This is a genomic window from Fulvimarina fulva (assembly GCF_039652615.1).
Lineage (GTDB): Bacteria > Pseudomonadota > Alphaproteobacteria > Rhizobiales > Rhizobiaceae > Fulvimarina.
This window is the reverse complement of sequence record NZ_JBDJAC010000013.1, coordinates 1-12,709: the sequence shown is the minus strand read 5'-3', so window position 1 is coordinate 12,709 and position 12,709 is coordinate 1. Positions and strand designations below refer to the sequence as shown.

Here is a 12,709-nt window from a genome sequence, read left to right as displayed (position 1 = left end):
TCTGTACTCACAAGCCCTTGAGCCGCCGCTTGGCCTTGATCATGGCGATGGCCTTGTCGGCGTTGAGGGCCGTCTCCACCCCTTCGAGCGTCATGCCCAGTTCCACGAGCGTCATGGCGACCGCCGGCCGCATGCCGACGATGATCGTGCGGGCATTCATGATGCCGGCCATCTGGGCCATCGCGCCAAGCATGCGTCCGGCGAAGGTGTCGACGATTTCCAGGCTGGAAATATCGATGATCACGCCATGGGCGCTTTTGCGCGAGACCTCTTCCACGAGCTGGTCCTGGAGGGTCACGATGTCCTGGTCGTCGAGATCGTCGCGGATTGCGACGATGACGCAGCCGCTGACCGTGATCATGGGGGTGGTGTTGCTGCCTGCGTTCATGCGCTTACAGCTTTCCTGGTGTCTGGCCTGAGCGTTCGAACGCGTAGGAGAGGCCGCTTTGCAGGTCGATGCGGGTAATGATGTTGGGAAGATCGACGCCGAGATTGACGACCGTCTGGGCGATCTTGGGGCTGATGCCGCAAATGACGCATTCGGCGCCCATGAGCCGAACAGCGGAGGCCGTCTTGAGAAGATGCTGGGCGACCAGCGTATCGACGGTGGAAACGCCGGTGATGTCGATGATGGCGACTTCGGCCTCCCACTGGACGATCGACTCCAGAAGGTTCTCCATCACGGTCTGGGCACGGAAGGAATCCAGCGTTCCGATCAGCGGAACGGTGACGATGCGATCCCAGATCTTCACCACCGGTGCCGAGACCTCGGTCATCTCGGCACGCTGGCGCTCGATGACCGCTTCGCGCTTCTTGACGAGGGTTTCGATGGCGTGAAGGACGATCTGGTCGATCACCCGCGTGGTGTTCCAGATCTCACGGATGAGGACGCGTGGCTTGTCCGCGAGTTCGGACTGGAGAATTTCGAACAGCGGTTGCTTCAGGGAGGCTATGAACCACCCCATTTCGGTGGTCGACACGCCGCGCTGGGTGCGGTTATCGGCGATCTCTTCCAGTACATCCCGCACAGGCTCCCAGCTGGGATCCGCCATTTCCGCCAACTCGGCGCTGGTGTGACTTGGCAGGACCTGCGCCAGAACATTGAGCAGGTCGCGGCTCTGCTTTTCGGAATCTTTCGCGGAGACGAGATCGGTGCGCTTGACGCCCTCTTTCGCCTGCACCTTCAACCAGCCGGACAGGACCTTGTCATAGTTTTCCGTCAGGATCGATGCCGTCGTCACGTCGTTCGCCATATCATGCTCTCGTCAAAGGGTTTGGTTGCCTATGACGTGTCTTGTCGCAAGAGGCAAATCGTCATGTCGACGAACATTTGAGCGTTTGAATTCCGGCGGCTCCGTTTTTGGTCCTGAATGCGGTCGCGCACCTGCCGACAGCCTGTTCGCCGATGCTGATCCTATTGATGCCCATGTCCGGCGAACGATCGGGCCAGCGCTTTTAAGAGCGCGCTCGCGGCATGTCGATGACCCGGCGATTGGGCCACGGAGACTGCCGGGGCATCAAGGCTGATGGAGCCGGACACGAAATCATGCCGCCGGACGAACCCGGCGGCATTTCTTCCCGCAAAGGCCGTTCGGAAAGGACAGGGGTCAGGCGACGTTCCTGCCGCCTCCGTCGAAAGCGTTGCGGACCCGTGCGTCCAACGCCCGCGCGCCATGGGTTCCGGACTTCTGGCCTGTATTCGTCCGCGATGGGACTGACTTGCTTGTGCGGAATTCGCCCATCAGTTCGCGCAGGCGTCCGGTCTCCTCCTGCAGGTTCTGGGCCGCTGCAGTCGTCTCTTCGACCATTGCGGCGTTCTGCTGGGTTGCCTGATCCATTTCGCCGGCTGTCGAGGACAATTCGCGAAGCGTGTTGCCCTGCTCGACCGCGGCTTCCGTGATTCGCCTCACGAGGGCGCTCACCTCTTCGACGCGGGCGACGATGGCCTCCAGCGACTTGCCGGACTTCTGGGCAAGACGCACGCCGTCCTCGACCTCTTCCGTCGAAGAGCTGATGAGCGTCTTGATTTCCTTTGCCGCTTCCGCCGAACGCTGGGCCAGCCCGCGAACCTCCGAGGCAACGACCGCGAAGCCGCGACCGGCTTCGCCCGCCCGGGCCGCCTCGACGCCCGCGTTGAGAGCGAGGAGGTTCGTCTGGAAGGCAATCTCGTCGATCACGCCGATGATGCCGCTGATCTTCTGGGACGACGCTTCGATGCCTGTCATGGCCCGGATCGCCTCGGAAACGACCTCACCGCCGGCTCGCGCTTCCTTCAGGGCATCCTCGGACGCGGACTGGGCCTGATGGGCGTTCCGCGAGTTCTCGGTCACGCCCTGCGTGACCTCCGAAAGTGCCGCGACCGTCTCTTCGAGACTGGCAGCCTGTTGTTCCGTGCGCCGCGAAAGGTCTGAAGCAGCGCTCGTGATCTCGTCCATGCCGCGACCGATCGTGCCCGTCGAATTCCCAACCCTGACGAGGGCATCGTCGAGGCGCTCGATCGCCTCGTTGAAATCGACGCGAAGCTGATCGAGTTCCGGGACCATGCGTTCGTTGATACGAGCGGAGACGTCGCCATCGCGCAGATTGCTGAGCGCTGCGCCCATGGCGGACACGGCGTTCACCCGTCCGGTGACGTCGGTCGCGTATTTCACGATCTTTACGATCTTGCCGTCCGCGTCCCGGATCGGATTGTAGCTGGCATGGAGCCAGACATCTTCGCCGTCCTTGCGGATACGGCGGAAGTCGCCGGTGTGAAAATTGCCACTGAGGAGCGTTTTCCAGAACTCTTCATAGGCCGGCGTCTTGGTCTCGGCAGCGTCCAGGAACAATGCATGTTCGCGGCCGACGATCTCGTCCAGTGTATATCCGGTTGCCTTGAGGAAGTTCTCGTTTGCCGAGATCACCTTCCGATCGGTCGTGAATTCGATCACGGCCTGGGACCGGAGAATGGCAGCCGTCTTGAAAGAAAAATCGACGTTCTGGAGGCGAATGGCGGCATCCGACCACTCGACGACATAGGCGATGATCTTGTCGCGTTTCCTCAGCGGCGAGACATGGAGATCGAAAATCCGGGTACCGACCTTGATGGTGGCCGAATGAGGCTCTTTCATCGCTTCAAGCATGCGCCGCTGGTGCGACGGGTTTTTATGAAAGATGTCGATATTGCTGCCGACGAGCTTGTCGAGGTGAAAATTGGGCAGCTGCTCGCGGATCTCTGCGGAAGCCTCCGACAGGAACTCATGAAGCTCAGGATTGAGATAGGTGATATTGAGCTTCTCGTCGGCCAGCATGATGTTCGAATGCAAGGCTTCGATAGCAAGGGATTTGATATCGCGATCGGAGGAGAACGGGTTCATTTGGGCGTCCAGGTTGGCGTTCGGACTGCCCTGCGGCCGTTGGAATGGTGAAAAGTCCGCGGGCTGAGATATGCAGTCGATATAAAGATCATGCTTGCTTAAGATATAGTATGGAGCGACTTAAGGAGCGGTTAATCGTGGCCTTGTGCTTTCGGCGAGAAGCCACCTCGCTTTGTTCGGGACGCTCCTGCTTTTTCCTACAGAATTCGCGGGCTTGCTCGGCGGTTAAGCGACCCTAAACGCTGCGCGTTGCACGAGGCTGTATAAACTAAGGCTGCCGAAGGGGAATGATGCCGCGTCCGGCTGGTTCAGTCCGGCCGTATCGAAGCCTCAAGCGGCGCCTGAGCCGTTAACTCGGACCCGAGCGTTTCACGGCTTGCGAGGCTGGTCAGATCACTTCGTCCATGCCCCAGTCATCGCTACGTTCACAGCTGCTCGGATCTTCACGCTTCGCTAATAATATGTAAGCGAAATGGAGATAGATTTCTCATTATAGTCTGGGAGGTCTTTACCGTCCCATGCCCTCCATATGCCCGAGCCCTCTCATCGCCTGCCTGAAGGGAAGTCTTCCTTGATTACCATACGGTCTCTTTCCGCAAAACTGATGTTGGTCGCCGGTGGGTCCGTCGCCGTGATCCTTGTCGGCGCCATTGCGCTTTCGGGTTGGTATACGAGCGAAAGTACGCGGGCTCTGGTCTTCGAGCAGGCGGAGGTGCAGGCCGATGCCGTAGCCAATACCATTTCCACTCAGCTGGCCATGGCCGTGTCCGCCGCCAAGGCGACGAGCGGTGCGATTGGCGCAGCGAATGCCCAGGGCATGCGTGAGCGCGAGACCGTGATGGCGATGCTGCGCGCCAATGTCGAGAACTACGACGTCATCTTTGGCAGCTGGATGGCCGAACGTCCCGGCGCTTTCGATGGCAAGAGCGCCGGAGGCGAGGTCGAGCCGCTTGCCGGGGCCAACGAGGATGGCGTCTTCGCACCCTATTGGACACGTGCCGCTGATGGCGGGATCGAGTTCTCCACCTTCAAAGCCGACTACGACGCCGCTTGGTACAAGCTTGCATCCGAGAGCGGGCGGGGAGCGATAACGGAGCCCTATATGGCCTCGGAGGTCAAGCAGCTCATGACCTCCATTGCATTTCCCGTTTCGGTGAACGGGCGAGAGATCGGGGTCGCGGGCGTCGATATCAGGCTCGATACGCTGAGCATGCAGCTCGAGGCCATGCAACCCTTCGGCGACGGCCGGGTCCTGCTCGTGTCGGGCGGTGGCAACTGGCTGGTCCCGCCGGTGCCGGACCTGATGATGAAGCCTTACGAGGGTGTTGGCGCAAGCGAATTGGCGGCAGCCCTTGCCGACGGCACCCCGCGTGTTCTCAACGCCATTCCCGGAACCGGTGGCGTCCCGGTGGAGCGCGTCATCTTCCCCTTTGCAGTGCCGGAAGGCGGCGCGGTCTGGGCGACCATCATCGACATCCCCACCGAGACCATCGCGGCCCCGATTCGCGCCGAAGTCTATTCCATGGTCGGTGGCGGTCTCCTGATCCTGCTCGTCGCTCTCGGCGCGATCTATGGGGCTTCCGTCAGCTTCGTGCGTCGACCGCTGGGCCAATTACTTCAGACCGTCTCACGGCTCGGTGCCAAGGACTATGCGACGCCGGTGGCAGGTCAAGCGCGCGGCGACGAGGTTGGAGCCCTTGCCAAGGCTCTGGAAGGCTTCCGCCACGCGCTTGCTTCCGGCGAGGCGGCGGAGGGCGCGGCCGTGGCCTCGCGCCGTGAAACCGAGCGCGAGCGCGCGGCTAATGCCGACGAGCAACGCGCGAAGGCCGAAGAGCTTCAGCATTTTGTCGGCGAGATCCGTCGCGCTTTCGACAAGCTCGCCTTGGGCGATCTCACGGTGCGGATGACGCGAAACGTCGCGCCTGAATACGAGGCGATCCAGAACCAGTTCAATCAATCCATCGAGAGGCTGGAAGGCGCCATCGGTGCCGTGGTCGTCTCAATCTCCTCGATTCGCGGCGGACTCGACGAGATCACGGTCGCGTCTAACGATCTCGCCAAGCGCAGCGAGCAGCAGGCTGCAGGGCTCGAGGAAACGACGGCTGCACTGACTGCGGTCGCGCAGGCAATCCATGACACGGCCCGAAGCGCGGAACGCGCACGCGGTTCCGCCGAGACCGCCTGCGGCGACGCCGAAAAAGGGAATCAGGTGGTCGGTGAAGCGATCAAGGCGATGGCGGCCATCGAGCGATCCTCTGATGAGATCGGGAAGATTATCGCGGTCATCGACGAGATCGCATTCCAGACCAATCTTCTCGCTCTCAACGCAGGTGTCGAGGCGGCGCGCGCGGGCGAGGCCGGCCGCGGCTTTGCGGTCGTTGCCTCCGAAGTTCGCGGGCTTGCCCAGCGCTCCGCAGAAGCGGCAAAGGAAATCAAGGCGCTGATTTCCCAGTCAAGCGAAGAGGTGGACAATGGCGTTGCCCTGGTGAGGGCATCGGGCAAGAGCCTTGAGGAAATCGTCGGGCAGATTTCGGCGATGACCCAGGAAGTCGCGACCATCGCCAGAACCGCGCACGACCAGTCCATCAGTCTTCGGGAGGTCTCCACCGCTGCCGAAGAGATGGACCGGATGACCCAGCAGAACGCGGCGATGGTCGAGGAAACCACGGCTGCGACTCAAACCCTCAGCTCCGAGACCAACCACCTCGGGGAGCTGGTCGAACAGTTCCAGACCACACGCTCACAAGGTGCCGGTCGTCGTGATGACAGGCCGTCTCGGCGCAAGGCGGCGTGATATCGGCTGACCTTTGCAACCATCGGCTTTCGGATGCGTCGTTATCCCCAGCGGTCTCTGGTCCCTTCGCCGGCACATTTTCCATAGGTGAGAGAACCTCACTGGCTCCTTGATCAAGGCAGGATATCGTGCAGGCCGGTACGCGCGACCGACGTCACGAAAATGCTGCCCCGTGTGGGAATGCGGAAGTTCGACAAATGTCGACAGGCGGCCCGTCGAACAGGCTACCTCGCCACTCGGGCAGCCCGGCACCCAGATATGGCTGCCGCGTCTTTGTCCGGTCCTTTCGCGCCATCGCGCTCCCAGAATTTCTTGAGGCAATAAGTCCGTCGGTTCGAGGCGACCGCCCCTGATTTCGCGCTTGCGTCCGGGCGGGCTGATGTGGGCTTCGCCGTGCCGGACGAATTCTCCACCCTCGATTTGCCGGACCGGCATCGTCCTGCATCCCGCCGCGCCGTTCCGCAAGCAGACATTCACGGGCGGGGTCGAGATGCTGCACGACGACTAAAGCAACGGGCGTGTCCTGGCCAGCGGCCGTGAGCATTTCGCGTATCGCTTCAAGGCCTCAGGCTGAAGCCCTCGTCGATGACGGGAACCGCGATCACGCTCTGTGCGCCCACTCGGTCTTCCTTCTCGATCGGTTCCGCAAAAGTTCAAAGGTGCATCGCGACTGTCCTGCCGGCCGCCGCGCTCTATCATTTCGCACCTCTTTGGCCGAATCGGACACGTTTTTGAGTGCACGGCCAACAACGAAGGAAATAAGGGAACAGTCCGTGGCCGCAACTCTGGAGCCGTCGCGGGCGAAATTCGCGGGTGCGGCGATGATGCCTTAAGCCGGTTCGGCGCAGACGCATCCTTTAAATGCGTTCTTGCGTGATGCCCAGCGGGATCAGACAAATGACGCGGGAGAGCCTGCGAATCGTAGGACTGCCGGTTTCCGTTTGACGCGTCGGCAAACCCGGACCCCGACCGATCTCATCTCATTCAAGGAGCGCACGTCCGCCATGCCGACGCTGTTCGATCTCGCGGCGATCCTGATGGTGCTCTCGGGGACCTTCGGATACCTCAACAAGCGCTATATCGGCCTGCCGAGCAATGCAGGCCTTCTCGTCCTTGCGCTCGTCTCCTCGATACTGGTGATCGCCGCCTCAAACCTCGCACCGGACCTCATCTTCACCAATCAGATTCGCCAGACCGTCGGCTCGATCAATTTCAACGAGACCCTGATGGAAGGCATGCTGGGCTTCCTTCTCTTCGCGGGGGCTCTGCATGTGGACTGGCAGTCGCTGAAATCCCGCAGCCTGTCCGTCGGCCTGATGGCGACTTTGGGCGTGCTCCTCTCGACGCTGATCAGCGGCACGGGATTTTACTATCTGTGCCAGTATGCAGGCATCCAGCTTGCCTTTAGCTGGGCGCTCGTCTTCGGCGCCCTGATATCGCCGACCGACCCGGTGGCGGTGCTCGCGACCCTGAAGACGATGAAGGGCGTGCCCAAGCGCCTTGAGATCGACATGGCCGGGGAGTCCCTTTTCAACGACGGCGTCGGCGTCGTCGTCTTCACGATCCTGCTTGCCGCCGCGACCGGCTCTTCCGGAGCGCAAGGCATCGACTACGCGGTCGCTTTTGGGGATTTCGCCACGGAGGCGCTCGGTGGCGCGGCCTTTGGTGCGGTGACCGGTTATGTCGCTTACCGCATGATGCTCGCGATCGACGACTATCCCGTCGAGGTGATGATCTCGATCGGCCTCGTCATGGGCACCTATGCTGCAGCCCATGCGCTTGGCATGTCGGGGCCAATCGCCGTCGTCGTCGCAGGTCTGCTCATCGGCGAGCGCGGCGTCACCTACGCCATGAGCGACACCACCCAGCGCTATCTCCACGGCTTCTGGACGCTGATCGACGACATCCTCAACGCCGTCCTCTTCATGCTGATCGGCCTCGAATTCCTGGTGATCGACTTCGACTGGACCCATGTTCTCATCGCGCTCGCCGCGATACCGCTTCTTCTGTTTTCGCGTCTGGTATCGGTCTACCTGCCTTTCCAGATCGTCCGCCTCCGCGAGCAGTTCTCGCGCGGCATCGTCGCGGTCCTCACATGGGGCGGAATTCGCGGCGGAATCTCCGTGGCGCTCGCGCTGTCGCTTCCCGACGGACCCCAGCGTGACATCATCGTGACCGCAACCTATGCCATCGTCGTCTTCGCCGTTCTTGTTCAGGGCATGACCTTGTCCGCCCTTGTGCGGCGGGTGGTGACGAGAGACGTTCCGGCGGACCCGTCAGACGAAACCGATCCGGATGATGGGGATACAGCGACAAGCGAGGCTGCTAAAACCGGTCGGGTCGAACACGGGTCAGGCTGAGGGGCTGGTCAACCGGGCGTGACAGGGCGTGCAGGAGCCTGCGGGTCAAAGTCATTCATTCATAACGATATCGTCCGGGGTTCAGGCGAAAGGCATGATTTTCAGCACTCAGGGGCCGACTTTGAGCGTGAAATCGCTTTCTATAAATCCTTCGCCAGCCGGCGGGATCATCGCTATCGGCGAAACGTTGCGTAGCCAAGGATGAGGTGGGCCTGGCGCAAGCCATCTTGGTCACCGTCGAGATCCTGCCGCCAGTAGTATGAACAATGCCGCTACCGGCCATCCATTCTAGCTGTCAATCCGAAAATTGCAGACCTAAACGCGTCCGAAAATACGATTGATTGGCGTCCGCCGGGCTTATTCCGTCGAATTTTGAAATTGAATATCCGCATGTTATTGGTTGCAGCGGCCATGCCGGTTCCGGCTGGTTTTTGCTGCCATCAAACGATCTGCAAAGGGCTCACCTCCTGGGTTGACGCCCGGGCCCGGATTAGTTAAGTACGCCGCAACCAAGCCGATGTGAGGCCGAATCTTCCCTTGGACGACGCGTCCGGGAGCCTTGAGCGCCTCAAACAAGGTTTGATCAACGAGACGAAAATCTCTGGTACACGATCGCTTCTCTCGGGGCGATCCTCTGGTTTTCGACCGAGCGCCTTTCCGATTCTTTCGGAATACGGGCTGCTCGGTTTCGCGCATGACGATGGACCGGCCGATTGGATCGCTTCTCGTCGGTCGCACAGGATTTGGTTCGTTCCGGTGAGGGAACGAGGAAAGAGTTAAGGGGAAGGCCCAAATGCCGACCATCAACCAGCTGATCCGCAAGCCGCGCGTACGGCCTGCCGAGCGAAACACGGTGCCGGCGCTCGAAGCCAACCCGCAGAAGCGCGGCGTTTGCACTCGCGTCTACACCACGACCCCGAAGAAGCCGAACTCGGCGCTTCGTAAGGTCGCCAAGGTCCGTCTCGTGAACGGATATGAAGTCATTGGTTACATCCCGGGTGAGGGGCATAACCTGCAGGAGCACTCGGTGGTCATGATCCGCGGCGGACGCGTGAAGGATCTTCCGGGCGTTCGTTACCACATCATTCGCGGTGTTCTCGATACCCAGGGTGTAAAGAACCGTAAGCAGCGTCGCTCCAAGTACGGCGCGAAGCGTCCGAAGTAATCCCGCGCAACCATTGAAGACGAAGAGCTCGTAAATGTCCCGTCGCCATAGCGCCGAAAAGAGAGAGATCAATCCGGACCCGAAGTTCGGTGATCTCGTCGTGTCCAAGTTCATGAATGCCGTCATGTATCACGGCAAGAAGTCGACAGCCGAGCGCATCGTCTATGGCGCGTTCGACACCGTCGAGGAAAAGACCCGGCAGGAGCCGGTTGCGATCTTCCATCAGGCGCTCGAGAACATCGCGCCGCATGTGGAAGTTCGCTCGCGCCGCGTTGGTGGTGCGACCTATCAGGTTCCGGTCGATGTTCGTCCCGAGCGTCGTCAGGCCCTTGCAATTCGCTGGCTGATCACGGCCGCCCGCAATCGCAACGAGACCACCATGGTCGATCGTCTGTCGGGCGAGCTGATGGATGCGGCCAACAATCGCGGTACCGCCGTGAAGAAGCGCGAAGACACGCATCGCATGGCCGATGCCAACCGCGCCTTCTCGCACTACCGCTGGTAAATTTCGCTTCGAATTCGAGAGACGAGCCCTATGGCACGCGATTATAAAATCGAAGACTACCGTAACTTCGGCATCATGGCCCACATCGATGCCGGCAAGACGACCACGACCGAACGTATTCTCTTCTACACCGGCAAGTCCCACAAGATCGGCGAAGTCCATGACGGCGCCGCGACGATGGACTGGATGGAGCAGGAGCAGGAGCGCGGCATCACGATCACGTCCGCTGCGACCACCACGTTCTGGGAAGGCCGCGACGGCAAGAAGCGCCGCTTCAACATCATCGATACGCCGGGCCACGTCGACTTCACGATCGAAGTCGAGCGTTCGCTGCGCGTTCTCGATGGTGCGATCGCTCTTCTTGATGCGAACGCCGGCGTCGAGCCGCAGACCGAGACTGTCTGGCGTCAGGCCGACAAGTACGAAGTCCCGCGGATGATCTTCGTCAACAAGATGGACAAGATCGGCGCCGATTTCTTCCGCTGCGTGGAGATGATCAAGTCGCGTCTTGGTGCGCGTCCGGTCGTTATCCAGCTGCCGATCGGTGCCGAGAGCGAGCTCAAGGGTGTCGTCGATCTCATCGAGATGAAGGCCTATGTCTGGCGCGACGAGACCCTCGGCGCCCAGTGGGACATTCTCGACATCCCCGAGGATATGCAGGCCCAGGCCGAAGAATACCGCGAAGCCATGATCGAAGCCGCCGTCGAGATGGACGAAGGCGCGATGGAGCGGTATCTCGAAGGTGAAATGCCGTCGAACGACGAAATTCGCAAGCTGATCCGCAAGGGCACCTGCGATGTGTGGTTCACGCCTGTTCTGTGTGGCTCTGCCTTCAAGAACAAGGGCGTACAGCCGCTTCTCGACGCGGTCGTCGACTTCCTGCCGTCGCCGATCGAGGTGAAGGCAATCCGCGGTATCGACCCGAAGACCGACGAGGAGATCATCCGCAAGTCGTCGGATGAAGAGCCGCTTTCGATGCTGGCCTTCAAGATCATGAACGACCCGTTCGTCGGTTCGCTCACCTTCGCACGCATCTATTCCGGCGTTCTCACCAAGGGCACGTCCCTGACGAACACCGTTAAGGAAAAGAAAGAGCGCATCGGGCGTATGCTTCAGATGCACTCCAATTCCCGGTCGGACATCGAAGAGGCCTATGCAGGCGACATCGTCGCTCTTGCCGGCCTCAAGGACACGACCACGGGCGACACGCTTTGCGATCCGCTGAAGCCGGTCATTCTGGAGCGCATGGAATTCCCCGATCCGGTCATCGAGATCGCGATCGAGCCGAAGACCAAGGCCGACCAGGAAAAGATGGGCCTCGCGCTCAATCGTCTCGCGGCTGAAGATCCGTCTTTCCGGGTCAAGACCGACGAAGAGTCCGGCCAGACGATCATCGCCGGCATGGGCGAGCTTCACCTCGACATTCTTGTCGATCGCATGAAGCGTGAGTTCAAGGTCGAGGCAAATATCGGCGCGCCGCAGGTTGCCTATCGTGAGACGATTTCCCGGCCGGCTGATGTGGACTACACCCACAAGAAGCAGACGGGTGGCACGGGCCAGTTCGCTCGCGTCAAGCTCTCCTTTGCTCCGGCAGAGCTCGGCGAAGGCTTCTCGTTCGAATCCAAGATCGTCGGTGGTGCTGTTCCGAAGGAATACATCCCGGGCGTCGAAAAGGGTATCTCCTCGGTCATGACCTCCGGTCCGATCGCGGGCTTCCCGATGGTCGATATCAAGGCCGAGCTGACGGACGGCGCTTTCCACGACGTCGACTCCTCGGTTCTCGCCTTCGAGATTGCAGCGCGTGCTGCTTTCCGTGAGGCGATCCAGAAGGCAGGTCCCCGCCTTCTCGAGCCGATCATGAAGGTCGAGGTCGTCACGCCTGAAGAATACATGGGCGACGTCATCGGCGATCTGAATTCGCGGCGCGGCCAGATCCAGGGAACCGAAAACCGCGGGATCGTTCAGGGCGTCAACGCGTTCGTGCCGCTGGCCAACATGTTTGGCTATGTGAACACGCTTCGCTCGATGTCGCAGGGTCGTGCTCAGTACACCATGCAGTTCGATCACTACGAGCAGGTGCCGAACCAGGTCGCTGACGAGATCCAGAAGAAATACGCCTGATCTCGCGAAACAATCCGGCTCTGAGGAGCCAAGTTATTAAGTGAATGGAGTGCCAGGATGGCCAAGAGCAAATTCGAGCGCAACAAGCCGCATGTGAACATCGGCACGATCGGTCACGTCGACCACGGCAAGACGTCGTTGACGGCTGCGATCACCAAGTTCTTCGGCGAGTTCCGCGCCTATGACCAGATCGACGCGGCTCCGGAAGAGAAGGCACGCGGCATCACGATCTCGACGGCTCACGTCGAATACGAGACGGAAGCCCGTCACTATGCCCACGTCGACTGCCCGGGCCACGCCGACTACGTCAAGAACATGATCACCGGTGCTGCCCAGATGGACGGCGCGATCCTCGTCTGCTCGGCAGCCGACGGCCCGATGCCCCAGACCCGTGAGCACATCCTGCTC

9 protein-coding genes are annotated in these 12,709 nt (G+C 60.8%); 6 read left to right on the top strand and 3 right to left on the bottom strand.

The genetic code is table 11. The features are described from left to right. Positions 1-7: 7 nt before the first annotated feature. From ABDX79_RS16030 to ABDX79_RS16020, 3 genes are all read right to left on the bottom strand, one after another. On the bottom strand, positions 8-388 hold the full coding sequence (locus ABDX79_RS16030) for an STAS domain-containing protein (RefSeq protein ID WP_346221318.1): 381 nt from the start codon (positions 386-388) through the stop codon (positions 8-10). Positions 389-392: 4 nt separating this feature from the next. Continuing rightward, positions 393-1,253, bottom strand: coding sequence for an STAS domain-containing protein (locus tag ABDX79_RS16025; protein WP_346221317.1), 861 nt, complete (start codon positions 1,251-1,253; stop codon positions 393-395). 354 nt (positions 1,254-1,607) lie between these two features. Further along, the gene (locus ABDX79_RS16020; RefSeq protein ID WP_346221316.1) at positions 1,608-3,356 is read right to left on the bottom strand and encodes a methyl-accepting chemotaxis protein; all 1,749 of its coding nucleotides are present in this window, start codon (positions 3,354-3,356) and stop codon (positions 1,608-1,610) included. A 571-nt stretch (positions 3,357-3,927) separates the two neighbouring features. Between ABDX79_RS16020 and ABDX79_RS16015 the strand changes: the two genes are divergently transcribed. The 6 genes from ABDX79_RS16015 to ABDX79_RS15990 form a co-directional block, all read left to right on the top strand. Continuing rightward, positions 3,928-6,150, top strand: coding sequence for a methyl-accepting chemotaxis protein (locus ABDX79_RS16015; RefSeq protein ID WP_346221315.1), 2,223 nt, complete (start codon positions 3,928-3,930; stop codon positions 6,148-6,150). A 1,004-nt stretch (positions 6,151-7,154) separates the two neighbouring features. Further along, the gene (locus ABDX79_RS16010; RefSeq protein WP_346221314.1) at positions 7,155-8,510 is read left to right on the top strand and encodes a cation:proton antiporter; all 1,356 of its coding nucleotides are present in this window, start codon (positions 7,155-7,157) and stop codon (positions 8,508-8,510) included. A 793-nt stretch (positions 8,511-9,303) separates the two neighbouring features. Further along, positions 9,304-9,675, top strand: coding sequence for a 30S ribosomal protein S12 (gene rpsL / locus ABDX79_RS16005; protein ID WP_116681349.1), 372 nt, complete (start codon positions 9,304-9,306; stop codon positions 9,673-9,675). Between the two features lie 34 nt (positions 9,676-9,709). After that, on the top strand, positions 9,710-10,180 hold the full coding sequence (gene rpsG, locus ABDX79_RS16000; protein WP_346221313.1) for a 30S ribosomal protein S7: 471 nt from the start codon (positions 9,710-9,712) through the stop codon (positions 10,178-10,180). 30 nt (positions 10,181-10,210) lie between these two features. Further along, positions 10,211-12,301: an elongation factor G gene (gene fusA / locus ABDX79_RS15995; RefSeq protein WP_346221312.1), complete on the top strand. Its 2,091-nt coding sequence runs from the start codon at positions 10,211-10,213 to the stop codon at positions 12,299-12,301. Positions 12,302-12,358: 57 nt separating this feature from the next. Continuing rightward, positions 12,359-12,709, top strand: a 351-nt coding sequence (locus tag ABDX79_RS15990) for a GTP-binding protein (RefSeq protein WP_346221311.1), incomplete at its 3' end; no start/stop codon positions are given.

What these genes read in the sequence shown, in the direction of transcription:
- rpsL (WP_116681349.1), top strand. Translation starts at nt 9,304, where the DNA reads ATGCCGACCATCAACCAGCTGATCCGCAAGCCGCGCGTACGGCCTGCC.
- fusA (WP_346221312.1), top strand. Translation starts at nt 10,211, where the DNA reads ATGGCACGCGATTATAAAATCGAAGACTACCGTAACTTCGGCATCATG.
- rpsG (WP_346221313.1), top strand. Translation starts at nt 9,710, where the DNA reads ATGTCCCGTCGCCATAGCGCCGAAAAGAGAGAGATCAATCCGGACCCG.
- ABDX79_RS16010 (WP_346221314.1), top strand. Translation starts at nt 7,155, where the DNA reads ATGCCGACGCTGTTCGATCTCGCGGCGATCCTGATGGTGCTCTCGGGG.
- ABDX79_RS16030 (WP_346221318.1), bottom strand. Translation starts at nt 388, where the DNA reads ATGAACGCAGGCAGCAACACCACCCCCATGATCACGGTCAGCGGCTGC.
- ABDX79_RS16025 (WP_346221317.1), bottom strand. Translation starts at nt 1,253, where the DNA reads ATGGCGAACGACGTGACGACGGCATCGATCCTGACGGAAAACTATGAC.
- ABDX79_RS16020 (WP_346221316.1), bottom strand. Translation starts at nt 3,356, where the DNA reads ATGAACCCGTTCTCCTCCGATCGCGATATCAAATCCCTTGCTATCGAA.